Source organism: Flavobacteriales bacterium, assembly GCA_016716605.1.
Taxonomy (GTDB): Bacteria; Bacteroidota; Bacteroidia; order Flavobacteriales_F; family PHOS-HE28; genus PHOS-HE28.
Genome location: JADJWA010000001.1, coordinates 2,760,500 through 2,784,832, shown reverse-complemented (window position 1 = coordinate 2,784,832; position 24,333 = coordinate 2,760,500). Strand labels below are relative to the sequence as shown.

The window sequence follows — 24,333 nt, the reverse complement described above, 5'->3', positions numbered from 1 at the left end:
CCTTTGCGACCGCACTCCGGCCGCAAGGCATGAAGAAACTGCACCGCATGATCATCCGGGTCTTCGTAGGCCCGCTGGCCATCACCTTCCTGGTGGTTGTCTTCATCCTGGTGATGCAATTCCTGTGGAAGTATGTGGATGAGCTCATGGGCAAGGGCCTGCCGATGAGCGTTGTGCTGGAGCTGCTGCTCTACGCTGGATCAAGCTTCGTTCCGCTGGCCCTGCCGTTGGCGATCCTGCTGGCTTCATTGATGACCATGGGCGGCCTGGGCGAGAACAGCGAGCTGGTGCCCATGCGCTCGGCCGGACTGGGCCTTGGCCGGATCCTGCTGCCGCTGATCGCCTTCACCGTGGTGCTCGCAGGATCCTCGCTGTTCTTCAGCAACAACGTGCTGCCGCTGGCCAACCTCAAATTCCACAGCCTGCTCTATGACATGCGCGAGAAGAAGCCCGCGCTGAGCATCACCCCGGGCATCTTCTACAACGGCATCGACGGATTCTCCATACGCGTGATGGAGAAGGACGTGGACAGCGGCCGCCTGACCGATGTGCTCATCTACGATCATCGCGGCTCGCGGCGCGGCAACGGCACCGTGATCCGCGCCGCGCGCGGCCTCATGGAGCGCAGCGCCGATGGCAATTTCCTGGTGCTCACCCTCGAGGATGGCCACTTCTACGATGAGGGCGGCGCACCGCCGGACCGCCGGGCGCGATGGCCCATGATGCGCGGCACCTTCGTCAAGGACGTGATCACCATGGACCTCAGCGGCCTTGGCATGCAGCGCACGGATGAGGACCTGTACCGTGACCATTACAAGATGCTCACCATGGGGCAGCTGGCCATCGGCATGGACAGCCTGAGGCTGGCCGTGAACGAGCGCCGCGATGAGCAGGCCGCGCACCTGCGCAACAGCCTCTTCGCCTTGCGCAGCACCCCCGCCTTGCCACGAGCCACGGCACCCGTCAAGACCGGCGGCACCGGGGCCTGGCTCGATTCGATCCCGGTGCAAGCGCGCGGCGAGACCTTCGAGATGGCCATGAACATGGCACGCGCCAATGCCAGCTATGCCGACCGCTGCGCTAAGGAGATGGAGGGCCGCACCAGCCAGCTCGCCCGGTTCAGCGCCGAATGGCACCGCAAGCCCATGCTCGCAGCCGCGTGCCTGGTCTTCTTCCTCATCGGAGCACCGCTGGGGGCCATCATCCGCCGGGGCGGCATGGGCCTGCCCGTGGTGCTGGCCATCCTCTTCTTCCTCGTGTTCCACATCGTGAGCTTCGCCACCGAGAAGCTGGTGATCGCCGGTGAGATGCAGGGCTGGCCGGGCATCTGGATGGGCCTGATCGTGCTGCTCCCCATCGGTTTGTTCATCACCTGGAAGGCCTCTTCGGACAGTCCCCTCCTCGACCGCGATGCGTATCATCGCGGCTGGGAGAAACTCCGTTCGCACTGGCGACGAAGCACGAAGGATGCAGATCCTGCAGCTCTGCAATAAACCGCCTTGGCCGCCGATCGATGGCGGCAGCAAGGCCATGCACAACATCACGCGCGGCCTGCTCGCTGCCGGGCATGCGGTGAAGGTGCTGTGCATCAGCACGGCCAAGCAGCCGCTCGATCCCGGATCCGTGCCGGTCGACCTGATGGCGGCCACCGCCATGGAAGGGGTGTACGTGGATACCGCGATCAACCTCGTGGATGCCTTCACGGACCTGATCACGGCCGACAACTACAACATCAGCCGCTTCTTCTCGCCGGACATGGACATCCGGCTCATCCGGCTGCTCTCGGAGCAGAAGTTCGACATCGTGCAGCTCGAAAGCCTGTTCATGACCCCGTACATCCCCACTATCAGGCGCTACTGCAACGCCCGCATCGTGCTGCGCAGCCACAACCTGGAGCACATGATCCAGTCGCGCATCGCCAGCGGCGAGCGCAACATCATCAAGCGGCCGTATCGGCGCTACCTGGCCAAGCAGCTCGAAGAGTATGAGATGGCCGTGCTCGACCGCGTGGACGGTGTGGCGGCCATCAGCCCCAGCGATGCGGAGCACTTCCGCGCGCATGGCACCCGCACGCCCGTGGTCACCGTGCCTTTCGCCGTGGATCCCGCAGAATACCCCGCCGATCCCATCGACCCTGAGCGCCAACCCGCCTTCTTCCACCTGGGCAGCATGGATTGGCTGCCCAACGAGGAAGGCATCCGCTGGCTGATCGGGAGCGTATGGCCCAAAGTGATCCGCAAGCAGCCCAAGGCGCAACTGCACCTGGCCGGCAACCGGATGCCCGCCGACCTGATGAGCGCCGAACTGGCGGGTGTTACGGTGAAAGGCCGCGTGAAGAACGCAGTGAGCTACATGCGGAAGCATCAGGTGATGGTGGTGCCGCTGTTCAGCGCTGGCGGCATGCGCGTGAAGATCATCGAAGGAATGGCCATGGGCAAGGCCGTGGTGAGCACGCCAATCGGCGCTGAAGGGATCGGCTGCACCGATGGCAAGGAAATCCTGCTCGCCACAAGCGCCCAAGCCTTCGCGGACCATATGATCGCCCTTGCGGCCGATGCCTCACGGGCCGCATCGCTGGGCCGGGCGGCCCGCAAGCTGATCGAGCGTTCCTATGCCGATAGGCCCATCGTGCAGGACCTCACCGCATTCTACAAGCGCCTGCTTAAGGCATGAGGCTGCTGGTGCTCCTCTCGCGCGTGCCCTATCCGTTGGAGAAAGGAGACAAGCTCCGCGCATACCACCTCATCGCGCGCCTAGCCAGGAGGCACGAGCTCCACCTGGTGTGCCTGAGCGATACGCCTGCCGAGCCCGAGCATGTGGCGCACCTGGCCCGTTTCTGCGCCAGCATCGAAGTGGTGCGCATCCCGCGCTGGCGCATCGTGCTCAAGCTCATCACCGCGCTCTTCGCGCGGCTGCCGGTGCAGGTAGTGTACTTCTACCACGCGCACGCGCAACGCCGGATCGATGCGGCCATCGATCGCATCGGCCCGGAGCATGTGATCTGCCAACTGGTGCGCACCACCGAGTACGTGCGGCGCCGGTACGCGCTGCCGAAGACCCTCGATTACATGGATACGCTGAGCAAGGGCATGGAGCGCCGCACGGAGACGGCGCCCTGGTTCCTCAAGCCCATCTTCCGCCTGGAGACCAAGCGCCTGATCCGGTACGAGAATCTCATGTTCGACCAGTTCGACCACCAGGTGATCATCAGCACCCAGGACCGCGACTATATCTATCACCCTTTGCGCGACCGCATGGCTGTTGTGCCCAATGGGGTGGACATGGAGCACTTCGCGCCCCAAGCCGAGGAGCCTCGCTATGACCTGCTGTTCACCGGCAACATGAACTACCCGCCCAACATCGACAGCGTGCTGTACCTGGTGAACAAGGTGCTGCCCTTGGTGCGGCGCTCCCGGCCGAAGGCCACCCTGCTGATCAGCGGCGTTGACCCCAGCGCCAGCGTGCGCGAATTGGCCCGTCGGGACCCGTTGGTCACCGTTACCGGCTGGGTGAAGGACATCCGCAACTCTTACGCCGCCTCACGGATCTTCATCGCGCCCATGCAGATCGGCACCGGTTTGCAGAACAAGCTGCTCGAGGCCATGGCCATGCGCGTGCCGTGCATCACCAGCGCGTTGGCCAACAACGCGGTGGGGGCGCCTCCCGGCGATGCGGTCCTCATCGGCGAATCACCGGAGGATTACGCGGAGCTTGTGCTGCGCCTGCTCGATGATGCGCAGGAGCGCGACCGCATCGCCGCCAATGGCTGCGCCTTCGTGCGCGAGCGATTCGATTGGGACCGCAGCGCCGCCGACCTGGAGCGCCTGATCACAGCACGCGCGTGATCGCGGCCAATTGCGATCTTCGGCGCATGCGCTTCCTCATCACCGTTCTCTGCGCCTTCGTGGCTTGCATGGCTTCGGCGCAGCATGGGCCGCGCATCGGCATCGGCCTCGCCACCCGAGGACCAGGCGTTTTCGGCGGGAGCAAGGCCGACATGCTGCCCGGCCCCTTGTTCGGCTGGTACTTCGAGGCGCCCTTGCACCCGCAGGTAGCCCTGATGCCGGAGTTGCTTTGGATGACCAAGGGTGCCTTGGTCCGTGTACCAGCATCAGGCCTCAGCACCGTTTTCACCCTGCGCTACATCGAGGTGCCGCTGGTGCTGAAGATCTCCACCGACCGCAAGCCCAATGGCCTGTTCATCCTCGCTGGGCCCGGCCTCGGCTGGTTCGTGCGCGGCCGCGAGCAGCGCTTCTTGAACGGCCAGCTCACCTTCGATGAACCAGTCGCACTTGCGGATAACGAGCGCCGATCGCAGTTCAGCATCACCTTGGGATTCGGCATGGAAGGGCAACGCTGGGGATTCGATGCGCGGGGGCAATCGAGCACTGGACTACTGGATCCCGTTGTGCGCCCGCAGAACCAGGTATACATGCTCACGGCGTACTTCCGCTTCAATAATCCGAAGCCACCTCCGGCCAGTGACAAGGAAAAGCTGGAGGATTGAGCATTGATCCGATCCACATGACTTTCACGACGGCCTCCTCCCCTGTCCGCAAAGCTTTCCGCGACCACCCGCTGCTCAAGGCCTTTCTCGTCATCTTCCTGCTCGTGTGGGCCTGGACCTTCATCGGCACCACCGACCGCGCCAACTGGATCACGGAGAACGCGCTCACCATCCTCTTCATCGGCGGAATGGCCCTCACGCACAAGCGCTTCAAGTTCAGTGATGCCAGCTACAGCCTCATGTTCGTGTACATCATCCTGCACATCTACGGCGCCATGTATACCTACGCCGAGAACCCTTTGGGCCATTGGCTCAAGGATGCGCTGCTCTGGGAACGCAACCACTACGACCGCATCGTTCACTTCAGCTTCGGTTTCCTCCTCGCCTACCCCATGCGCGACTATTTCATGAACCACTTCCAATGGCCGAACTGGGTGTGCTTGGTGCTGCCGGTGGAGATCACCATGAGCTTCAGCGCGGCCTACGAGCTGCTCGAATGGGCCGTGGCCGACATCTTCTTCCCTGCGCAGGGCGTGGCTTACCTGGGCACCCAAGGCGATGTCTGGGACGCGCAGAAGGACATGGGACTGGCCTTCAGCGGAGCGGTGCTGGCCATGGTGCTGGCGAGCGTGGTTAAACGCCTTCTGCGGCGCTAGCGCTTCGTGCGCACCTTGCTCCAGGGCTTTACCTGCCAGGTGGCCGTTCCGGTGGCAATATGGTTGCCGCCGATGTCGTGCAATTCAACCGTGCTGGTGTAGTCCACGGACTCGGCCAATCGCAAGGGTGTGATCACCTGTTCCTCAATGGCACCCGACAGGTCCGGTGCCGACGCGACTACGCGTTGCTTGGCCTGGTAACGGTACTGAATGCGCAGCTCGCGCAGGATCATGCGGTACTCCTGGGGGTCAAGGCGCTCAATAACCGCTAGTCCGCTGCACATCTCGGCAGCCGTGGCCAGCGCGCACGCATGCATGCCTTTGATGTGGTTCCGGTTGATGCGCCAGTACGGAAGCTCCACGCTCATGCCGCCATCCTTTAAAGGCACCACGCGGAATCCGTGCGGTCGGTTGAATGGGATCAGCCAAGGCAAGAGGAAGTTGGCCAGCCATCGGTGCGCCCAGGAGGTCCTCGACTTGCCGAGCAGATCGGAGAGTTTCATGCGAGCGAAGCTAGGGCCCATGCCGATCCGGGCCGATCAACGCATACGGCAATGACACCTGACCTGTCAGCCATTTCCGCTGACTAGCCGTAGCCGGAAACACCGGCCTATCTTCCGCGCCATGCGCCGCGTGCTTGCCTGTGCCATCCTAGGCCTGCTCACGAAGGTCGGGGCCAACGCGCAGCAGTACGGACTTCGCACGTACACCGTGGAGGAAGGCCTTCCCAGCAGCGCCGTCTTCGCCATGGCCGAGGATGCCGATGGCTACTTGTGGATCGGCACGGCGCAGGGGGCCGCGCGCACGGATGGTCTTCGCTTCGACGCCATCGGCCGGAAGCAAGGACTGCCTCACGATGCGGTAACCGCCTTGGCGACGGACAGCAGCGGCGTGGTCTGGCTCGGCTTCGGCAACGGTACCGTGGCACGTTGGCGCAGCGGTGCCGTGGAACTGGTCCATGCTTCCACAGGCCCGTCGATCAAGGCCATCGCCTTGCATGGTGGAAGCGCATGGTGCGCTACGGCAGGACGAGGGGTCCTCGTCATCGGCAACGCGGGATCGCGGTACCAAGGCCGATTGAACGGACTCGGCAGCGAGCACGTGCACGCCATCGTGGTCGACCACCAGGAGCGCTTGATCGCTGGCACTGACAGCGGTCTCTATGTGCGGCGAGGCGAACGGTGGGAGACGCACGATAGGTTGCAGTTGCCGCATCCGCGCGTGCAGGCCCTGCATGCCGACGCGCTCGGCCTGCTCGTGGGCACGGCCAATGGATTCGCGGAACTCGACATGGACTTGCAGCGCCTACCGCTCGAACGCCGATTCTTCGGCCTGCAGCCGTTGGCACTCCCCGATCCGGACCTGATCGCAGTGCTCCGCACCGGCGACGGCAATCTCTGGTTCGGCACCAGCAGCGGCCTCGTTCACCTCTCCAGGCAGAGCGGGCATCCGAACCTGCGTTGGATCCGGGAGGGCAATGGACTCGGCCACGATCTGGTGCGATGCCTGCTGCATGACCGGAGCGGCGCCGTTTGGGCGGGCACCGGCTTCGGCGGCATCACGAAGCATACCAGCGATGCCTTCCTGCACTTCACGGACCGTGATGGGCTGGGTTCGCGCACCGTGAGCGCCATGCACCGGACCCCGGAGGGCCAGTTGTGGCTCGGTACCGCAGGCGGAGGAATCTCGCGCTGGTCAGGAACCGGCCTGTCCCATTTCGGCGTGGATGAAGGGCTCACCGATCCCTTTGTGCTGGCCCTGGGCGAGGATGCCAGCGGCTACCTTCTGATCGGCACCGCCTCTCACGGACTATTCCGATTCGATGGCCAGCGCATCGCACCGCTCCACAGCGGCCTCGACGCGCGGCGGATCCAATGCATCAGGCTCGATGAGGAAGCCCGTTGCTGGGTGGGAACTGAACGAGGGCTGTTCGCGGACCTGGGCGATGGCCGTTTCCTTCGTGTCGATGGCTGCGACGAACCTGTGGCCGCAGTCGCCACCAGCGGCGATACCCTATGGGCCGCCACCGCGCGCGGCCTGTACGTATTGCCCACGCGAACGCTGCCTTGGCGCCTACGGCCCAATCGTCTGCTGCCGCAAACCGCCATGACGGCCTTAGCGCGCGATCGCTTCGGGAACCTGTGGATCGGCACCGAGGCGCAGGGGCTGTACCGGCTCTCCGGCCAGCGCACGGACAGCATCGGCGTGGAACACGGCCTCTCGGGCAGCTCGGTAGAGCAGGTGCTCCTCGATGCCGTGCAGAACATCTGGGTGGGAACACGCCAAGGAGTTGACCTGATCGAGCTGGACGAGATGCAGGAGCGCGTGCTCCGAATCGTGCATCATGGAGCGAGCGAAGGCTTCATCGGCATCGAATGCTTCCGCAACGCCTGCCTGCTCGATGCCGATAGCGCACTCTGGTTCGGCACCGTGCGCGGCGCCACGCGCCATGACCCAAGGCTGGCAGCGGCCGAATCGCGCGCACCGGTCGTGCACATCACCGCCGTGCGCCTCTTCTTCGAGCAGGTCGATTGGTCGCCGTGGTGCGACGGCTACGATGCCCGCAGCCTGCCGCGTGATTTGCGCCTCCCGCACACCAAGAACCACTTCACCTTCCATTTCAGCGGCATCTCCCTGGCCTATCCGGAAAAGGTGCGCTATGAGTATGTCCTCGACGGCCTCGATCAGGACTGGTCGCCAGTGACCGCCGCGGACCATGTCACCTACAGCGGTCTCCCGCCCGGCGAATATGCCTTCCGCGTGCGGGCGCGCAGCGCGGGAGCGGCATGGAGCGACCCACCCGTCGAATTCAGCTTCAGCATCACGCCGCCTTTCTGGCAAAGGCTCCCTTTCCGCGCAGGTGCGACTGGTGCGCTGCTGCTCGGCTTCATCGGCTTCACACGGCTGCGCACGCGCAAGCTGCGCCGCGACCGTGAACGGCTCGAGCGCACCGTGCAGGTCCGCACGCAGGAACTAGAGGCGGAGAAGGAACGCAGCGATGAGCTCCTGCGCAACATCCTTCCCGTATCAACCGCCGAGGAACTCAAATCGAAGGGCCGCGCCGAAGCCCGCAGGCACGAGCACTGCACCGTGCTCTTCAGCGATTTCAAAGGGTTCACCAGCTTCAGCAGCCGCATGGACAGCGATACGCTGGTGTCCGAGCTGCAGCACTACTTCGGGCAATTCGATGCGCTCTGCGGCCGCTTCGGCGTGGAGAAGATCAAGACCATCGGTGATGCGTACATGTGCGCCTCAGGATTGCCGGCGCCATCGCCCGTACATGCGCTGCAGGCCGTGCTCATGGCCTTCGCCATGCTCGAAGCCGTGGAGCGCAGCAATGCCGACCGCCGCTCGAGGGGTTTGCAGGAATGGCCCATCCGCATCGGCCTGCACAGCGGACCGGTGGTGGCGGGCGTGGTGGGCACCCGCAAATTCGCTTACGACATCTGGGGCGATGCCGTGAACCTGGCCAGTCGCATGGAGGCCAATAGCGATGCCGGCCGCATCAACATCAGCGGAGCGGTGTATGCGCAGGTGATGCACGCCATCGAGGCCGTGCCGCGCGGGCCAATCAAGGTGAAGGGGAAGGGCGAGGTGCAGATGTACTTCGCGGTGCGACTGAGAGCCGAATTCAGCGCCGATAGTCACGGATGGGTCCCCAATGAGGCGCTGCTCAGCCAGCTCACCAGCGGAGCTTGAAGCCGGTCACATGCGGATGCTCACGGCCACCAGTGCGAAGGCCAGCAGCACCAAATAGATGCCAGCCACCAGCAGCATGGGCGGGGTTCGTTTGATCAAGGATGCCATGGTAAGAGGCGTTTACAGTGGCAAGACGCCACGTGCAATGGCCGGGTTGCCGCGCCATACGGGCATTAACAGCGTTTGGCGGTTCCTGGCCAGCCAACGGTCAACCTCGATTCCGGTGGAGCACCCCGGCGATTCGGGACAGGACGCTAACATCGTGGCATGAAAGCACTGGTCCTCCCGCTCCTCCTGTTGCCGTGCGCCCTCAAGGCCCAGTACTTCCAGCAGCAGGTGGACTACACCATCGGCGTCCGCCTCGACGACGAGCGGCACATCCTCCATGGGCAGGAATCGTTCGTGTACTCCAACAACAGCCCGCAGGCACTCGATACGCTCTGGATCCATCTCTGGCCAAACGCTTATACGACTCGGGGAACGGCTCTCTGCGAGCAGATGAATCGCACGGGCGACCTCTCCCTCCACTTCGCCAAGGATGCCGAGCGCGGAACCATCGACAGCCTCGATTTCATGGTCAATGGCGTGAAGGCACCATGGGGCTATCATGCGCGCCACATCGACATCGCCTGGCTGAAGCTGCCCGCGCCGGTGCAGCCCGGTGGAAGGGTCACCATCAGCACGCCCTTCCGCGTCAAGATCCCCGACGGGAAATTCTCGCGGCTGGGGCATTCGGATCAGGCCTATTACATCACCCAATGGTACCCGAAGCCGGCGGTGTACGACGCCACCGGCTGGCATGCCATGCCCTACCTCACGCAAGGCGAATTCTACAGCGAATTCGGCAGCTTCGATGTGAGCATCACCCTTCCCGAGAACTACGTGGTGGGCGCAACAGGCCTGCTGCAGGATGCTCGAGAGCGCGCTTGGATGGATTCCCTGGCGGCCGCGCCTTATGAGGAAACACAGAAGTTCTTCCTCGATAAGCAGCGGGTGAAGCTGAACACCATTCCGCCTTCCGCAGCAGAGAGCAAGAGCATCCGCTTCACGCAGGACCGCGTGCATGACTTCGCATGGTTCGCCGACAAGCGCTTCATCGTGCGCAAGAGCCGAGTTACGCTTCCGCGCAGCGGTCGCGACGTAACCACATGGGCCTTGTTCACCCCGAAGAACGCGTTGCTCTGGAGCGATGCGGTGAGTTACGTGGATGAGAGCGTTCGGTTCTACAGCGAGCACGTGGGCGATTATCCCTACGATGCCTGCACGGCCATCGATGGCACCATCAGCGCGGGCGGCGGCATGGAGTACCCCATGATCACCGTGATCGGCAACATGCCCGACAAGCAGAGCCTCGACAACGTGATCGCGCACGAAGTGGGGCACAATTGGTTCTACGGCATCCTGGGCAGCAACGAGCGCGACCATGCGTGGATGGACGAGGGCATGAACAGCTTCCTCGAACTGCGCTACATGCGGCAGCGCTATCCAGCCAGCGGATTCAGCATCGGCATACCGGGCTTGAAGAAAGCAGCGGCGCACCTGAGCGATCCGCACCGTTCGCAGAACGAGCTCGCCTATCGATTGAACGCGCGCCGCAATCTGGACCAGCCGCTCTCGCTCAGCAGCGACGACTTCACCAGCATGAACTACGGAACCGGCGTGTACATGAAGACCGCGCTGGTGATGGATCACATGATGGCCTACCTCGGCGAAGAGATGATGGATAAGTGCCTGCGCGCCTACTTCGAGGAGTGGAAGTTCAAGCATCCGGGGCCGAAGGACATGAAGGCCGTGTTCGAGCGGGAGAGCGGACAAGACCTGAACTGGGTGTTCGAGGGCCTGCTCATGACCGATGAGAAGTATCGTGTGAAAGCGGCCTCGCTGGATAAGCGCACATGGGTGGGTGCGACAGAGCGCTGGCACCTTGGACATCGCGCGAAAGGCCCGTCGAAGGTGCCATTCGCCATCACCGGCTATCTCGAGAAAGACAGCCTCGGCACCGTGTGGGCCTGGAATCACGGCTTCGGCCACCAAGGGCGCACCGAATATGCTGGTTTGCCGTGGCCCAACGTGGATCGCGTGCGCATCGATGCAGGCAACCGCACGCTCGACATCGATCGCCGCAACAACACCGTGCGCGGCCATGGGCTCTTCAAGCGCTGTGCGGCGCCGAGCTTCGAGCACCTCTTCGGCTTAGAGCGCAACGATCGCCCGAGCCTCTACTGGAGCCTATTGCCCAACTGGAACCAGCACGATGGCTGGCAGGCGGGGATCTCCTTGCGCAACACCACCTTCCCCAACCAGCGCACCGAATGGGTGATGGCGCCGCTTTACTCCTTCCTGAACGACCGGGTGTCCGGCACCGCGCGCATCGAGCACCACTTCGACCGCATCCGCAGCTCGTGGTTCCGGAACATCCACCTCGGATTCGGCGTGCGCTCATCGGGTCTCTTCCAAGATCACAAGGCGCAAGCTTGGTACGAGAAGTACTCACCGAGCGTGCGAATCGATGTGAAACGCCCCCTCGCAAAGCCATGGGCGCACAGCGTCAACCTGCGTGGCGCGCGCATCTACACCACGAGCGAGCTCATCGGCAGCGATGATGTCGTTTACCGCTATCGCACCTTCGACGATTACCTGGAACTCACGCACACCGCTGCGGACGAGCGCAAACTGCGCCCGTCGAGCATCCGCACGGCGCTCACCGCCGGTGAGGACTGGCTGCGCGGCGCGATCGAAGTGAAGCAAGCCTTCGCTTACGACGCACGCGGCAAGCAGCTCCGGCTGCGGGCCTTCGGTGGAAGTTTCCTCACGGGCGGCGAGAACGTGTTCGGCCTGGAAGCCTTGAACCTGAGCTGGGGCCCGGAGGATCTGCTCTATGATCACGCCTACTTCGATCGCGGCCGCTACCACACCGGCTTCTTCGGCCGGCAATTCAACAAGCAGCAAGGAGCCTTCAAGACGCCCTTCCGGGGCGGCGGGAGCGATAGCTGGATCGCCAGCGTGAATGCCGAGCTCGACATGCCCTTCAAGCTGCCGCTCGCGCTCTTCGGAAGCATCGGCTGGGCGCCCTACACCCAAGTGAACGCCGACGGCACACGCTCGCTGGAGACCGCCACCTATGCGGAAGCGGGCATCGGCCTCACCTTGTTGAAGGACATCCTCGAGGTGTGGATGCCGATCTACGTCTCCGACCGGATCCTCGAGGAAGAGGAATTCGCCGGACGCACCTTCGGCGATCGGATCCGTTTCGTGTTCGCACTGGAAAAGCTCGATCCCACGCGGATCGTGCGGGCGATCAATCCGTGACAGCGACCTTCGCGCCCGTGAGCACAGGCCAGCGGATCTACTTCCTCAGCGACTTCCACCTCGGCGTGCCTGATGCGGCGAGCAGCTTGGCCCGGGAGAAGCGCATCTGCGCCTTCCTCGATGAAGCCGCCAAGGATGCCACGGAGATCCACTTGCTCGGCGACCTGTTCGACTTCTGGTTCGAGTGGAAGCGCGCTGTGCCACGCGGGCATGCACGGCTCCTGGGCAGAATGGCCGAGCTCACCGATCGGGGCATTCCCGTGCACCTCTTCATCGGCAACCACGACATGTGGATCTTCGATTACGTGCCAAGGGAAACGGGTGCGATCGTGCACCGCGAGCCCATCGCGCGCGATATCGGAGGCAAGCGCTTCTACATCGGCCACGGCGATGGCCTGGGTCCGGGTGACCACGGCTACAAGTTCATCAAGCGCGTTTTCCGGAACCCCGCATGCCAATGGCTCTTCGCGCGGCTGCACCCGAATTTCTCGCTCTGGTTGGGCGATTTCTGGAGCGGCCGCAGCCGGAAGAAGAGCTACGCCAACGACCGCAAGTGGCTTGGTGAGGAAAACGAGTGGCTCGTGCAATACTGCCGCGAGCTGCTCACGAAGGACCGATTCGACTACATGGTCTTCGGACATCGCCACCTGCCCATTGACCTGGAGATCGCACCCGGATCGCGCTACATCAACCTGGGCGATTGGATCAGGCACTTCACCTACGCGGCCTTCGATGGCCATGACATGAAACTGTTGAAGCGGGATGGCGACGGTCCGCTGACCGGCGATGCTCGGATCGTGGGCGGTCCGGCCGTGTGAGCGGAAGAGGCTTGCTGGAAGGGCCGGTCCGAGCGCGGAGGCGCGGCACATGATTTTATTTTTCAGTAGTATTTGAAAGTTTCGTACACGCCATATATGTTTGCGCCGTTCAAACCGCAACGTCATGGACCTTCAGGAAGCGCGAGAGAAGTTCATTGAGGCATGGGGCGCCTTCGGAAGCGCTTGGGGCATCAACCGGAGCATGGCGCAGGTGCATGCCCTGCTGCTGATCAGCCACGAACCGCTGAGCACCGAGGAGTTGATGGAGCAGCTCAACATCAGCCGTGGCAATGCCAACATGAACCTCCGGGCGCTCATCGACTGGAGCCTGGTGCGACGTGTACTCAAGAGCGGCGAACGGCGGGAGTTCTTCGAGGCCGAGAAGGACGTGTGGAAAGTGGCCACCCACATCACCCGCGAACGCAAGAAGCGCGAGTTGGAGCCGCTGATCCGATTGCTCGACGAATTGGAGGACGTCCCGGGAGCAACCGCAGAGGCCAAGGCCTTCCGCAAGACCACGCACGACCTGCACGACCTGACCACCCGCCTGGACACGTTGCTCGACCATAGCACGCGCCGCGATGTCCAATGGTTCGTGAAGGCCGCAACCACCCTGCTCAAGTGATCGCCCTTTTTTTACCCGCAATGTTTCAATACTTCCTGTAACTTCAAACCGCAAGGACATGACCGCGCTCCATCGCACCGCGCCACGCTCCGGCATCCGTGCCGTGGACCCCAAGGTGACCGCGCACTTCCATGCCAGCGCTGCCCTTTACCAGCGCTGGAGCGCAGAGGGCCACTTGCACTTCGGGTTCTGGCAACCGCGCATGAGCTTCCTCGATCGCAAGGCCATGCTGGAGGAAATGGTGATTCAGGTGGTGCGCAGGCTGGAACCGCGGGTGGCGGACCGCTTGGCCGACCTGGGATGCGGATACGGCAGCGCGGCGAGGCTGGCGGCCCGCACCTACAGCGTGGATGTGGACGCCTACACCGTGGTGGAGGAACAAGTGCGGATCGGGCAGGCACAGGCCGATGCCGAAGGATTGAGCGTGGCGCTTCATCAGCGCGATTTCCGGGATACCGGACTCGCGGATGACAGCACCGACGGCGTGTATGCCCTGGAGAGCCTGTGCTACGGTGCAGATCTGGACAAGCGTGATGTGATCCATGAGGCGGCGCGCATCCTGAAGCCCGGCGGGCGCATCGCGCTCGTGGATGGCTTCATGCTGAAGCCCGCGACCGGATGGCGGAGACGCATGGTGCGAACGGTGGAGCGCGGCTGGGCCCTCCCCTGCTTCCCGCAGCGGGGAGCATTCATCGCAGCGATGGAGCAAGCGGGCTTCGTGGACATCCGCGTGCGCGACATGGGCTGGAACGTGGCCCTGAGCGCGGTACACGGTCCCATGCTCATGATCCGCTGCTGGCTCGATCGTCTCGCTACCGGCGCTCGACTGGACGAATTGGAACGCGCCCACCTGCGCAGCTGCCTGTTGGGCATCGTGCTAGGCACGCAACGCGACCTGTTCCGTTATCTGATGATCACCGCGCGCAAGGCATGATCCGATGAACCTCAACCTGGCATCCTACGCCCTCTTCTTCCCTGCGATGCTCGCCATCGCAGTGGCAGTGGCACAGCTCTGCCATCGCCATGGGCGAATCTGGATGCTCAGGATCTTCGATAACGATGCGGCCTTCGTGGATGCTACGAACAACATCCTGCTTGTGGGCTGCTACGCGGTGAACCTCGGCTACATCGCGCTGGTCCTAGCGCAATGGGAGCCCATCACTACGGTGCAGGAGATGCTGGGCACGTTGAGCCGGCACATCGCCGTCATCCTCTTCGCGCTCGCCGGACTCCATTACCAGAACATCGCCGTGCTCCTGATCTGGAGCCGGATCAAGCAACGCACAACAACCCCGTAAGGGGGCAAACTGAAGCACCCTGACAAACACCAATTGCCATGACCAGCAAGATCGTCCTCACCTACCTCATCTACCTGCCCATCGTGCTGCTGCTCACGCTCTATGTGGCGCGCACGCTCTTCCGCAACGGCCGTGTGTTCATGCTCGACATCTTCAAGGGCAAAACAGACATTGCCGACGCCACGAACAAGCTGTTCGAGGTCGGCTTCTACCTGCTCAATATCGGCTTCGCGCTGCGCATCATGCAGATTGGCCCGCGCTGGGACAATGACCCCTTCGACACCAACCAGGAAGTGGTGGAGGCGCTGGCAGGGAAAGTGGGCGGCTTCGCAATCTACCTCGGCGTGATGCTTTTCCTGAATCTCTTCCTCTTCTTCCGCGGAAGGCGGAAAGCGCGGCAGAATGGCGGGAGCTTGAATCCCATGCCCCTGGTGACCCAACCCACACATTAACGCGATATCGGGCCGAGCCCGGCATGACCAGCCATGAAGATCATCCTTGCCGGCGGCACCGGAACCATCGGAAAGATCCTGCAACAGCACTTCACGGAGCGCGGTGATGAGGTGGCAGTTCTCACTCGCCGTCCCGGCATCAAGCAGCACCCCAATGCTCGTATGGTGCAATGGGACGGCCGCTCACGAGGCGCTTGGTGGAGCGAGCTGGATGGCGCCGATGCGCTCATCAACCTCGCCGGCCGAAGCGTGGATTGCCGCTACACGCCGGAGAACCGGGCGGCCATCCTTAACAGCCGCTTGGAATCGACGCATGCGCTGGGCGAGGCCATGCTATCGATCGCATCACCACCACCCGTGTGGATCAACCTCAGCAGTGCAACGGTCTATCGCCACGCCGAGGACCGGCCCATGGACGAGATTGATGGTGAATTGGGCAACGACTTCAGCCCGCAGGTGGTGAAAGCGTGGGAGAACGAATTCTTCCGGCACAAGCGCGAAGGTGCTCGCCAAGTGGCGGTGCGCTGCGCGATTGTGTTCAGCAACCGGGGCGGCGCATTCCCGCGCTATGCGCAATTGGCGCGATGGGGCTTGGGCGGACGGCACGGCAACGGCCAGCAGATGATGAGCTGGGTGCATGAAACTGACGTGGCGAGCTTCTTCGTATGGCTCATCGAAGAGCCGAGGGCGCAAGGGATAATCAACCTCTCAGCGCCCAGCCCTTTGCGTCAGACTGAAGTGATGCGGATTCTCCGGGAACGCATCAAGCCATGGATCGCGCTGCCGTCGCCGCGCTGGATGCTTGAGCTTGGCGCGCGCTTCATGGGCACGGAGACCGAGCTGGTGCTCAAGAGCCGATGGGTGCTTCCGACCCGCGCGCAGGAGCTGGGCTACCGGTTCAAGGTTGGAACGATGAAGGAGGCCGTCGCGGCGTTGGTGCCCTAATCCACCGCCACCGACACGCTAACCTCTTCGTCTTTCTTCGCTCCCTTCAGTTCGGTGTCCTTGGTTACGCCGTCGAGCACTTCGAGGTTGATGCCGTCGCTCAGTCCGGATTTGATCCACGTGCGCTTCCATTCCTCCCCGTTCTTCACCTGCACGAAGGCGCTATCGCCCTTCGCGTTGAATTCAACCACGCTCTCGGGCACAGTGAGCACGCTGTCGCGGCGCTCGAGTTCGATGTCGGCATTGGCGCTGTAGCCGCTGCGCAGGGTCTGGCCCTGTGCGAGCTTCACCGCTGCGCGGATCTCGAATTGGATGGCGCCGTTCTCCTCCACGCCTTTCGGCGCGATGTACTCCAGCTCCGCATCCCAGGTGGCGTTCTCGATAGCGCCCACGGTGAGCACCACGGGCATGGCCAGACGCACCTTGCCCACCTCGCTCTCATCCACTTTGCCTTGGAAGATCAGGTCACTCATGTCAGCGATCGCGGCGATGGTGGTGCCTTCATTGAAGTTATTGCGCTCGATCACGCTGTTGCCCTCCTTCACAGGCACGTCGAGCACCATGCCCTCGATGGTGCTGCGCACGATGGTGTTGCCCGCGCTGCTTCGGCTGATGCCGTCGCGCACCACTTGCAGCGCCTCTTTGGCTGCTTCAAGGTCCTGCTTGGCGCTGCGCAGGGCGATATCGAAGCGCTGCATCTCGGCAGCGCTGATCACCCCTTTATCCAGCAGCGGCTTGTTGCGGTCGAAGTCCATCTGGGCGTTCTGCCCATTGATCTCCGCCGTGCGCACGCGGTTCTCAGCGTTGCTCAGGCTGAGCATGTCGGGCACGATCTGGATCTTGGCCAGGGGCTGGTCCTTCTTCACCTGCTGGCCGGCCTCCACGTACAGTTCGCGGATGATGCCGCTGACCACGGGCTTGATCAGGATCTCCTTGCGCGGCACGATCTTGCCGTTGGCCACGGTCTTCTTGATCACATTGGCCTTCTTGGGCTTCTCAATGGCGAACTCATCGGGCTTCTTGGCGCCCTTGCTGTACAAGAAGGCAAAGGACCAGAGCACGACAAGGACGATGGCAGCGATGAGCAGGTAGCGGAGGAAGCGTTTCATGCAGGAGAGCAGGTTGTGTGTTGAGGGTTGATGCCAAAGCGCGTTGAGAATTGGTCACTTATCCGCCCTTAGCGCATCGACCACGCGAATGGCGAGCGCGCGGCGCGCGGGGAAAAGTCCGGCAAGCACACCGCTGATCACGAGCACAGCGAGGGCCACCAGCGCGGTAACGAGGTCGATCTCGGGCTTGGCGAAGAAGGCGCCTTCCAGGCCGGCACTGCTCACGGCTTCGAGCAGGAGCATGCCGAGGAGCAGTCCGCTATAGCCGGCGATGAGGGTGAGGGTGAGGGCCTCAAGGACGATCTGCGCGGTGATGCGCCCCGGCGTGGCGCCGATGCTGCGGCGAACACCGATCTCATTAGTGCGCTCACGGATCACCACCAGCATGATGTTGCTCACGCCCACCACCCCTGCGATGAGCGTGCAGATGCCCACGAACCAGGCAAGCGCTGTGATGGCCGTGAGCAGGTCGTTGGTCATGTCGAACATCTCCTCCACGTTGAAGCTGCCGAAGGCCATGTCATCGTCCGGATGCACGCGGTGCTTCACGGCCAGCAGCTTCTTCACGTCGGCCTGCACTTGGGAGGCCGGTGTGCCGGGCCGGGCTGTGATCGCGAACCAATGCACTTGATTGAGCGCGTTGAACGCCGTTTGGAAAGTGGAGAATGGCACGTAGATCACGGCCGTCTGGTCGTTCCCCATCTCCGCGCTGGCCTTGGGCATGTGGACGCCAACAACCTGGAAGTACACGCCATTGATCCGGATCCACGAGCCGAGCACCTTCTCATCCGGCTCATAGAGCAATTGCACGGCGCGCCTGCCGATCACGCACACTTTGCGCTTCTCCAGCACATCGCGCTCGTGCAGGAAGCGGCCCTCCTCCACGTAGGTGCCCTGAATCCGCATGATCGAGGGCAGATCGCCATTCACAGTCAGCGCTGCGGTCTTGTTGCCGCGCACCACATTGTTGCCTCCGCGCCAGCCACCGAGCTGCAGCCGTGGGGCCAACGCCTCGATGCCCTTCACCCGCTGGTTGATCAGCGCGATGTCGTCGTTGTCGAAATCGAAAGAGCGCCCGCGCGGAAGGCCCTTGTAGGGCAGCGAGGTGGTCTGGGCCCACACATAGCACGCGTTGCTGGCCCAGCCTTCAAAGGCGCCCGCAACACCGTTGCTCAAGCCATTGCCCGCGCCCAGCATGAGGATGAGCATGAAGATGCCCCAGCCCACGCCGAAGGCCGTGAGGAAGCTGCGGAGCTTGTTACGGCTCAGCGTCTGCCAGATCTCACCCCATCGCTCACGGTCGAACATGGTGCACTGCAGGTTGAGGGTTGTGGGGTGACAGGGGGTGAGGGTTGCTCATCATTCATCGCGGAGCGCTTCGATGGGACGGATCCGAGCGGCACGGCGCGCGGGCATGAGGCCTGCAAGCGTACCGGTGATGATGAGCAGGATGAGCGCCTGGATCGCGATGCTGATGTCCACTTCAGGCCGGCGAAACATGGGGCCGCCGGGCAACAGCCGCGCGATCGCCTCCAAGGAACCCAGTCCGAGCAGCAAGCCGCCGTAGCCCGCTGCACTGGTCACGATCAGCGCTTCCATCATCACTTGGCCCATCACGGATCGTGGCGTTGCGCCCAAGGCCTTGCGCACACCGATCTCGCGGGTGCGCTCCTGTACCACGATCAGCATGATGTTGCTCACGCCCATGATGCCCGCGATGATGGTGCCGATGCCCATGACCCACACGAAGGTGCTGATGGCCATGAAGACGCCGCTGAACATGGTGTAGTTCTCCAATGAGTTCTCCACCCATATCGCGCGCTCATCAGAAGGGTCGAAGTTGTGCCGTGCGGCAAGGATGCTCTTCACGCGGCTCACGGCGCGCTTGCTCTCGTCGAGCGTGGCCTTGCCAAGCGTGAAGTGGAACTCATCGATGGTGGTGTAGGCCCCGAAGACGCGCTGCGCGGTGCTCAGGGGGATGAAGACCTTGCTACGCTGGTTCTGCCCCTGTGTCTGCTCGAAGCGGTACACGCCCACCACCTCGAAAGGGATGCCGTTCACCTGGATCCATTGGTGCAGCGGGTCTTCCGCGCCGAAGAGCTTCTCGCGCGCATCGTTGGCGATCACGATCACCTTGCGCCCTTCGATCTGGTCCGGCTCATTGATGTACCGGCCGGCTTCAATGATCTGTGATTCCACATGGAAGTACGCGGGCTCAATCCCCTGGATGGTGTAGTTGCCATAGCGCTCACCGTTGTTCAGCACGCTCTCGCCGCGCCACAGCCAGTACTCCCCGCTGCTGTGCTCCAGTTCGCGGACGCCCAGCCGCAAGGCGGCCATGTCCGAATTCTCCAGGGTCACCCGACGGTTCGGGGGCAGGCCCTTCCACGCCCTCAGGGTCGTGCCGCCGCGAACATGTATGGTATTCACGTTCTGATTCCGGAAGCCGTACTCGAAGCCATTGCGCAGCCCCTTGCCGAGGCCCAGCAGGATGATGAGCATGAAGATGCCCGTGAACACGCTGATGCCCGTGAGCGCCGCCCTCAGCTTGTTCTTGCCGATGCTCTCGAAGACCTCGCCCCATTTCTCCCTATCGAACATCGGTGAAGGAGTTTGGGCCGCAGAGGTGCAGTGGCGCAGTGAAATCGAATCGCGAAAGCAAGAACGACGACACTCCACAGTGCATTCCCCGCGCCGTTTCGCCCCTGCCGTGAATCCTATCGAACATCGGCCAGCAGGCTTGCAGGGTCCATGTGGGCGTTCTCGATCAGGCCATCACGTAGATAGATCACGCGCTGAGTGGCAGCGGCCACCTCGCGCTCGTGCGTCACGATCACCACGGTGAGGCCCAATTCCTTGTTCACGCTGGTGAGCAGTTCCATCACTTCATGGCTGGTGGTGCTGTCCAATGCGCCGGTCGGCTCGTCGGCGAGGATGATCTTGGGGCTGCTGATCAGCGCCCGCGCGATGGCCACCCGCTGCTTCTGCCCGCCGCTCATCTCGTTGGGCATGTGCTTGGCCCAATCCTTCAGGCCCACCTTCTCGAGCATGGATAGCGCCAGATCATTGCGCTTGCGGCGCGCCACGCCCTGGTAGTAAAGCGGCAGCGCCACGTTCTCCATGGCGTTCTTGAAGCCGATCAGGTTGAAGCTCTGGAACACGAAGCCGATGTACTTGCTGCGCAGCAGGGCATTCTCCGTCTCGCTCTGCCCTTTGATGAGCATGCCATCGAGCAGGTACTCGCCTTGGTCGTAGCCGTCGAGGATGCCGATGATGTTGAGCAAGGTGCTCTTGCCGCTGCCGCTGGCGCCCATGATGCTCACCAATTCGCCGCCATCAACCCGCAGGTCGATGCCCTTGAGCACGGGCAGGATGTTGGCGCCCATGCGGTAGGCCTTGCGGATGCCTTTGAGATCGATCATCGCGGGTGGAATGCGGGTCAGCGCCGAAAGTACCGGGCCCACCCGAAGAGCACCGGCGCGATACACGAGCGGCGCATGATCGACGAGAGCGGCGATCGGCCCCACTCCACATCCGCCCGTTCATTTCGTGGGCCTGCATGCGCCCATGCCGCCCTTTCCGCCCGGGTAGCTTCGCCGCATGGTCCGAATCATCTCCTTATTGCCCTGCTGCGCCTTGCTGGGCGCGGCTTCCGCGCAGAACGTCTTCCAGCGTGCGATGCTCAACGACACCATGCCCAATCTGGTGCCCAACCCCGGCTTCGAGGAGGTGATCAAGACCTCGTGCGTGTGGACCACCGATCCCGAGAAGTTCGCCGCCAACATCACGGCTTGGAGCTCACCCACACAGACCACGCCCGACCATTTCAGCACCACCCTCGATCCCGAATGCTGGGCGCACCCCAGGCAGCATAGCGGCGGCAAGCAGAGCACCCACAGCGGCCACGGCATGGTGGGCATCAAGACCTACGGCAAGGGCAACACGCCCACCTACTGGCACGAATACGTCCAGGCCGAACTGAAGGAACCGCTGCAAGCCGGCGTGCGCTACATCGCCGAGGTCTGGGCCTTGCGCGCCGTGAAGAGCAACGATGCCAGCAACAACGTGGGCCTGCTCTTCACCGATGCGCCCATCAGCACGCGCGACCGGCTGCCGCTCCACATCACCCCCACGGTGAATGAAGAGAAGCTCATCAAGGGCGGTTGGCACAAGGTGCGCGGGGTGTTCGATGCCACCGGCACTGAGCGCTTCGTGATTATCGGGAACTTCTATGGCGACGATGCCACCCAGCACGAGCGCCAGCCGCAAGGCGAGCGCGGCGCTTATTACTTCATCGACGATGTGAGCGTGCGCGTGGCACCACCCGGAACAGCCTTGACCCCGAAGCCAAAGGAAAGCCTGCCTCCCCCGCCTCGCCCCGTGGTGCCCGACCATGTGAGCAGCACCACCGTGAACATCCACCAGGTGGAGCCGGCCGTGGGCACGCGCGTGCGCCTGGACAACGTGCAATTCGAGTTCGACAAGGCTGAACTGCTGCCCGGCTACGAGAAGGAATTGGAGAAGCTCGTGGACCTGATGACCGACTTCCCGTACCTGCGCGTGGAGATCGAAGGCCACACCGATGATCAGGGCAGTGACGAGTACAACCTCAAGCTGAGCGATGCCCGCAGCAAGGCTGTTGTGGACTACCTCTTGAAGAAGAAAGTGGAGCAGGAGCGACTTTCCTGGAAGGGCTACGGAGAGAGCAAGCCCTTGGTGCCGAACGATGGCGAATCCAACCGCGCCATCAACCGGCGTGTGGAGTTCCGCGTGATCGAACGATAGCTTGGTCAGCGGACTTATCGCGCTTCCAGCATGGCGGCCTGCCGCTCACGCATTTTCTCCGTGTAGGCCAGGTCCCACTCGAACATGCCCGTCTCGCTGTTGTACCGGCATATGCCGAAGGGCTCTTCAAGAAGGGAATAGTCCACGCCTTCCTGAGGCTGGATCATGGTCATGTCCACGTTCATCCCGAAGCCACCGACCCATTCCTCAGGGGTTGGTCCGAACAGCATGAGCTTGATCCGCTTGCTCACGTAGCCGGGCACTGAAAAGGTCACGAGCCACTCGCCGTTGCGGCCGAGGTCCAACTCATACTTGGAACTATCACTTGTTGCGGCCAACTTCCAGCGGCCCCACTTGAGGTCGATGGCCTCAACGGAGATGCCGGTGGGCCGTTCACCGGTCCTGATGTCCTTCACAAGGCCATAGACCAGCACATCGGGCTGGGCGATCGTGAAGGCCGTGATCATCCCGGAAAGGACCAGCAAGAGGTACCGCATGTCGGCAAGGTAACCGGTGCCGATCTTCGCGGCATGCCCGTCCTCCGCTTCCTCGACAGCGCCCGCATGGAGTTCGCCTACTATCGCACCTTGGGCGAGAGGACCTTCAACCAATTGCCTGACGCTGACCTCTTCCGCGAGCCGGCGCCCGGCAGCAATTCCATCGCCGTGATCGTTCAGCACCTGCACGGCAACATGATGAGCCGATGGACCGATTTCCTCACCTCCGACGGCGAGAAGCCATGGCGCAACCGCGAGGGAGAGTTCGAGCCCGGCATCGCCACGCGCGAGGAATTGCTGCGCCTTTGGAACCAGGGCTGGGACCAGCTCTTCGCCGCCATCGATCCGCTCACCGCCGACCAACTGGATGGCATCGTGCACATCAGAACAGAACCGCATACCGTGGCGCAAGCCATCACGCGTCAGCTGGCCCATGTACCCTACCACGTGGGGCAGATCGTGCTGCTGGGCAAGCTCTTCAAGGGCGAAGGCTTCCAGAGCCTCTCGATTCCGCGCGGCGGCACGGCGGCCTTCAACAAGGATAAAGGGATGTGAAGCATCGGCCGAGCGACCTTCGCCCCATGGACCCACGTGCCGAAGCCTTTCTCCGCCTGTTGAAGATCATGGACGAATTGCGCGAGCAATGCCCATGGGACAAGAAGCAGACGCTGGAGACGCTGCGCCCGCTCACTATCGAAGAGACCTACGAGCTGGGCGATGCCATCCTCGAAGGCGACCTCGACGGCGTGAAGAAGGAACTGGGCGACCTGATCCTGCACATCGCCTTCTATGCGCGCATCGGTAAGGAGAAGGAAGCCTTCGACATCACCGACGTGCTCAACGGAATCTGCGAGAAACTCATTCGCCGGCATCCGCACATCTACGGCGATGTGAAGGTGAAGGACGAGGAGGAGGTGAAGGCGAATTGGGAGCGCATCAAGCTGCAAGAGAAGGCCCACGCCAACACATCCTCCGGCACCGCCCACCCTCCCGGTGGCCAATTGGACGCACAACCCAGCGTGCTCGAAGGCGTGCCCAAAGGCTTGCCCAGCTTGGTGAAGGCCATTCGCATACAGGACAAGGCGCGCGGCGTGGGCTTCGATTGGGAACGCAAGGAGCAGGTGTGGGAGAAGGTTCACGAAGAGCTGCGCGAGCTGAAGGCCGAAGTGGATGCAGGCAGCGCCAGACAAGCGGACGAGATCGGCGACGTGCTCTTCAGCGTGGTGAACTACGCGCGCTTCCTCGGCGTTGACCCCGATGAGGCGCTGGAGCGCACCAACCGCAAGTTCATCAAGCGCTTCCAATACCTGGAGCGTGAAAGCCGCAAGGACGGCAAGCAGATGGGCGAGATGAGCCTCGCGGAGATGGATGCCTATTGGGAGAAAGCGAAGAACCTGAGCGCATGAAGGCCTTGCTGCGCACACTGCTGCTCAGCCTGATGCTCGGTTTGCTGGAGGCGATGAGGCGGCTCGAATCCAGCGACGGCGATCGGTTCGAAGCGCGCTGGGTGATGCGCGTGCCCCTGCCCTCCCCGCTCGACCGACCTGAGCGCTGCTGGTTCTGGGGCGGCAGCGCGCTGGCAAATTGACCGGTGGGGCGTATGGTTAGTCCGACTACCTTGGCGGAGCCATCA

23 protein-coding genes are annotated in these 24,333 nt (G+C 62.9%); 17 read left to right on the top strand and 6 right to left on the bottom strand.

Annotation, left to right across the window (positions count from 1 at the left end; translation table 11 throughout):
* The first annotated feature begins 29 nt into the window (after positions 1-29).
* The 5 genes from IPM12_11230 to IPM12_11210 are packed head-to-tail and all read left to right on the top strand — an operon-like array spanning position 30 to position 5,163.
* Entirely contained in the window at positions 30-1,493 is a 1,464-nt protein-coding gene (locus tag IPM12_11230) for an LptF/LptG family permease (GenBank protein ID MBK9148372.1), read from the top strand.
* Positions 1,468-2,673 (top strand): glycosyltransferase, encoded by a 1,206-nt coding sequence (locus IPM12_11225; protein ID MBK9148371.1) that lies wholly within the window; start codon positions 1,468-1,470, stop codon positions 2,671-2,673. The genes IPM12_11230 and IPM12_11225 overlap by 26 nt, the downstream gene beginning before the upstream one ends.
* Complete coding sequence (locus tag IPM12_11220) at positions 2,670-3,845, top strand: glycosyltransferase (protein ID MBK9148370.1); 1,176 nt, start codon at positions 2,670-2,672, stop codon at positions 3,843-3,845. Before IPM12_11225 ends, IPM12_11220 begins: the two co-directional genes overlap by 4 nt.
* Positions 3,846-3,871: 26 nt before the next feature.
* The gene (locus IPM12_11215; GenBank protein MBK9148369.1) at positions 3,872-4,507 is read left to right on the top strand and encodes a PorT family protein; all 636 of its coding nucleotides are present in this window, start codon (positions 3,872-3,874) and stop codon (positions 4,505-4,507) included.
* A 17-nt stretch (positions 4,508-4,524) separates the two neighbouring features.
* Positions 4,525-5,163 carry a DUF2238 domain-containing protein gene (locus tag IPM12_11210; protein ID MBK9148368.1) on the top strand — a complete coding sequence of 213 codons (639 nt, stop codon included), beginning with the start codon at positions 4,525-4,527 and terminating at the stop codon, positions 5,161-5,163.
* On the opposite strand, the gene IPM12_11205 is transcribed toward IPM12_11210, so the two are convergent.
* Entirely contained in the window at positions 5,160-5,666 is a 507-nt protein-coding gene (locus tag IPM12_11205; GenBank protein MBK9148367.1) for a DUF4442 domain-containing protein, read from the bottom strand. The two genes, IPM12_11210 and IPM12_11205, sit on opposite strands and share 4 nt — an antisense overlap.
* Positions 5,667-5,787: 121 nt before the next feature.
* Between IPM12_11205 and IPM12_11200 the strand changes: the two genes are divergently transcribed.
* The 8 genes from IPM12_11200 to IPM12_11165 all read left to right on the top strand — a co-directional run bounded on the left by IPM12_11200 (position 5,788) and on the right by IPM12_11165 (position 16,309).
* Positions 5,788-8,862, top strand: a complete 3,075-nt coding sequence (locus tag IPM12_11200) for a hypothetical protein (protein MBK9148366.1) — start codon at positions 5,788-5,790, stop codon at positions 8,860-8,862.
* Positions 8,863-9,129: 267 nt separating this feature from the next.
* Complete coding sequence (locus IPM12_11195) at positions 9,130-12,171, top strand: M1 family metallopeptidase (protein ID MBK9148365.1); 3,042 nt, start codon at positions 9,130-9,132, stop codon at positions 12,169-12,171.
* Positions 12,168-12,989 (top strand): UDP-2,3-diacylglucosamine diphosphatase, encoded by an 822-nt coding sequence (locus tag IPM12_11190; protein MBK9148364.1) that lies wholly within the window; start codon positions 12,168-12,170, stop codon positions 12,987-12,989. Before IPM12_11195 ends, IPM12_11190 begins: the two co-directional genes overlap by 4 nt.
* A 124-nt stretch (positions 12,990-13,113) precedes the next feature.
* Positions 13,114-13,614, top strand: coding sequence for a transcriptional regulator (locus tag IPM12_11185; protein MBK9148363.1), 501 nt, complete (start codon positions 13,114-13,116; stop codon positions 13,612-13,614).
* A 58-nt stretch (positions 13,615-13,672) separates the two neighbouring features.
* The gene (locus IPM12_11180) at positions 13,673-14,548 is read left to right on the top strand and encodes a methyltransferase domain-containing protein (GenBank protein MBK9148362.1); all 876 of its coding nucleotides are present in this window, start codon (positions 13,673-13,675) and stop codon (positions 14,546-14,548) included.
* A 4-nt stretch (positions 14,549-14,552) separates the two neighbouring features.
* A complete protein-coding gene (locus IPM12_11175) occupies positions 14,553-14,912 on the top strand; it encodes a hypothetical protein (protein MBK9148361.1) in 360 nt (119 codons plus the stop codon).
* A gap of 38 nt (positions 14,913-14,950) precedes the next feature.
* A complete protein-coding gene (locus IPM12_11170) occupies positions 14,951-15,364 on the top strand; it encodes a hypothetical protein (GenBank protein ID MBK9148360.1) in 414 nt (137 codons plus the stop codon).
* 33 nt (positions 15,365-15,397) lie between these two features.
* Positions 15,398-16,309 (top strand): TIGR01777 family protein, encoded by a 912-nt coding sequence (locus IPM12_11165; protein MBK9148359.1) that lies wholly within the window; start codon positions 15,398-15,400, stop codon positions 16,307-16,309.
* Here IPM12_11165 and IPM12_11160 read toward each other — a convergent pair.
* From IPM12_11160 to IPM12_11145, 4 genes are all read right to left on the bottom strand, one after another.
* Positions 16,306-17,418 (bottom strand): efflux RND transporter periplasmic adaptor subunit, encoded by a 1,113-nt coding sequence (locus IPM12_11160; protein MBK9148358.1) that lies wholly within the window; start codon positions 17,416-17,418, stop codon positions 16,306-16,308. The two genes, IPM12_11165 and IPM12_11160, sit on opposite strands and share 4 nt — an antisense overlap.
* A 54-nt stretch (positions 17,419-17,472) precedes the next feature.
* Positions 17,473-18,726 (bottom strand): ABC transporter permease, encoded by a 1,254-nt coding sequence (locus IPM12_11155; GenBank protein ID MBK9148357.1) that lies wholly within the window; start codon positions 18,724-18,726, stop codon positions 17,473-17,475.
* Positions 18,727-18,777: 51 nt separating this feature from the next.
* Entirely contained in the window at positions 18,778-20,019 is a 1,242-nt protein-coding gene (locus IPM12_11150; GenBank protein MBK9148356.1) for an ABC transporter permease, read from the bottom strand.
* A gap of 116 nt (positions 20,020-20,135) precedes the next feature.
* Entirely contained in the window at positions 20,136-20,840 is a 705-nt protein-coding gene (locus IPM12_11145; GenBank protein MBK9148355.1) for an ABC transporter ATP-binding protein, read from the bottom strand.
* Positions 20,841-21,018: 178 nt separating this feature from the next.
* Here IPM12_11145 and IPM12_11140 point away from each other — a divergent pair, with 178 nt between their 5' ends.
* Positions 21,019-22,203, top strand: coding sequence for an OmpA family protein (locus tag IPM12_11140; protein ID MBK9148354.1), 1,185 nt, complete (start codon positions 21,019-21,021; stop codon positions 22,201-22,203).
* 14 nt (positions 22,204-22,217) lie between these two features.
* Here IPM12_11140 and IPM12_11135 read toward each other — a convergent pair whose 3' ends face one another.
* Positions 22,218-22,700 carry a hypothetical protein gene (locus tag IPM12_11135; GenBank protein MBK9148353.1) on the bottom strand — a complete coding sequence of 161 codons (483 nt, stop codon included), beginning with the start codon at positions 22,698-22,700 and terminating at the stop codon, positions 22,218-22,220.
* A 33-nt stretch (positions 22,701-22,733) separates the two neighbouring features.
* Between IPM12_11135 and IPM12_11130 the strand changes: the two genes are divergently transcribed.
* Genes IPM12_11130 through IPM12_11120 form a run of 3 tightly spaced genes read left to right on the top strand, consistent with a single transcriptional unit; the run spans position 22,734 to position 24,288 of the window.
* Positions 22,734-23,255, top strand: coding sequence for a DUF1572 family protein (locus IPM12_11130; GenBank protein MBK9148352.1), 522 nt, complete (start codon positions 22,734-22,736; stop codon positions 23,253-23,255).
* A 26-nt stretch (positions 23,256-23,281) separates the two neighbouring features.
* Positions 23,282-24,106 carry a nucleoside triphosphate pyrophosphohydrolase gene (mazG, locus tag IPM12_11125; protein ID MBK9148351.1) on the top strand — a complete coding sequence of 275 codons (825 nt, stop codon included), beginning with the start codon at positions 23,282-23,284 and terminating at the stop codon, positions 24,104-24,106.
* Positions 24,103-24,288 (top strand): hypothetical protein, encoded by a 186-nt coding sequence (locus IPM12_11120; protein ID MBK9148350.1) that lies wholly within the window; start codon positions 24,103-24,105, stop codon positions 24,286-24,288. The genes mazG and IPM12_11120 overlap by 4 nt, the downstream gene beginning before the upstream one ends.
* The last annotated feature ends 45 nt before the right edge of the window (positions 24,289-24,333 follow it).

Bases quoted from the DNA above. Each gene is read 5' to 3' on its own strand.
- IPM12_11205 (MBK9148367.1), bottom strand. From the start codon at position 5,666: ATGAAACTCTCCGATCTGCTCGGCAAGTCGAGGACCTCCTGGGCGCAC.
- IPM12_11135 (MBK9148353.1), bottom strand. From the start codon at position 22,700: ATGCGGTACCTCTTGCTGGTCCTTTCCGGGATGATCACGGCCTTCACG.
- IPM12_11145 (MBK9148355.1), bottom strand. From the start codon at position 20,840: ATGATCGATCTCAAAGGCATCCGCAAGGCCTACCGCATGGGCGCCAAC.
- IPM12_11155 (MBK9148357.1), bottom strand. From the start codon at position 18,726: ATGTTCGACCGTGAGCGATGGGGTGAGATCTGGCAGACGCTGAGCCGT.
- IPM12_11140 (MBK9148354.1), top strand. From the start codon at position 21,019: ATGGTCCGAATCATCTCCTTATTGCCCTGCTGCGCCTTGCTGGGCGCG.
- IPM12_11160 (MBK9148358.1), bottom strand. From the start codon at position 17,418: ATGAAACGCTTCCTCCGCTACCTGCTCATCGCTGCCATCGTCCTTGTC.
- IPM12_11215 (MBK9148369.1), top strand. From the start codon at position 3,872: ATGCGCTTCCTCATCACCGTTCTCTGCGCCTTCGTGGCTTGCATGGCT.
- IPM12_11150 (MBK9148356.1), bottom strand. From the start codon at position 20,019: ATGTTCGATAGGGAGAAATGGGGCGAGGTCTTCGAGAGCATCGGCAAG.
- IPM12_11175 (MBK9148361.1), top strand. From the start codon at position 14,553: ATGAACCTCAACCTGGCATCCTACGCCCTCTTCTTCCCTGCGATGCTC.
- IPM12_11170 (MBK9148360.1), top strand. From the start codon at position 14,951: ATGACCAGCAAGATCGTCCTCACCTACCTCATCTACCTGCCCATCGTG.
- IPM12_11195 (MBK9148365.1), top strand. From the start codon at position 9,130: ATGAAAGCACTGGTCCTCCCGCTCCTCCTGTTGCCGTGCGCCCTCAAG.
- IPM12_11225 (MBK9148371.1), top strand. From the start codon at position 1,468: ATGCAGATCCTGCAGCTCTGCAATAAACCGCCTTGGCCGCCGATCGAT.
- mazG (MBK9148351.1), top strand. From the start codon at position 23,282: ATGGACCCACGTGCCGAAGCCTTTCTCCGCCTGTTGAAGATCATGGAC.
- IPM12_11165 (MBK9148359.1), top strand. From the start codon at position 15,398: ATGAAGATCATCCTTGCCGGCGGCACCGGAACCATCGGAAAGATCCTG.
- IPM12_11210 (MBK9148368.1), top strand. From the start codon at position 4,525: ATGACTTTCACGACGGCCTCCTCCCCTGTCCGCAAAGCTTTCCGCGAC.
- IPM12_11200 (MBK9148366.1), top strand. From the start codon at position 5,788: ATGCGCCGCGTGCTTGCCTGTGCCATCCTAGGCCTGCTCACGAAGGTC.
- IPM12_11185 (MBK9148363.1), top strand. From the start codon at position 13,114: ATGGACCTTCAGGAAGCGCGAGAGAAGTTCATTGAGGCATGGGGCGCC.
- IPM12_11220 (MBK9148370.1), top strand. From the start codon at position 2,670: ATGAGGCTGCTGGTGCTCCTCTCGCGCGTGCCCTATCCGTTGGAGAAA.
- IPM12_11230 (MBK9148372.1), top strand. From the start codon at position 30: ATGAAGAAACTGCACCGCATGATCATCCGGGTCTTCGTAGGCCCGCTG.
- IPM12_11180 (MBK9148362.1), top strand. From the start codon at position 13,673: ATGACCGCGCTCCATCGCACCGCGCCACGCTCCGGCATCCGTGCCGTG.
- IPM12_11120 (MBK9148350.1), top strand. From the start codon at position 24,103: ATGAAGGCCTTGCTGCGCACACTGCTGCTCAGCCTGATGCTCGGTTTG.
- IPM12_11130 (MBK9148352.1), top strand. From the start codon at position 22,734: ATGCCCGTCCTCCGCTTCCTCGACAGCGCCCGCATGGAGTTCGCCTAC.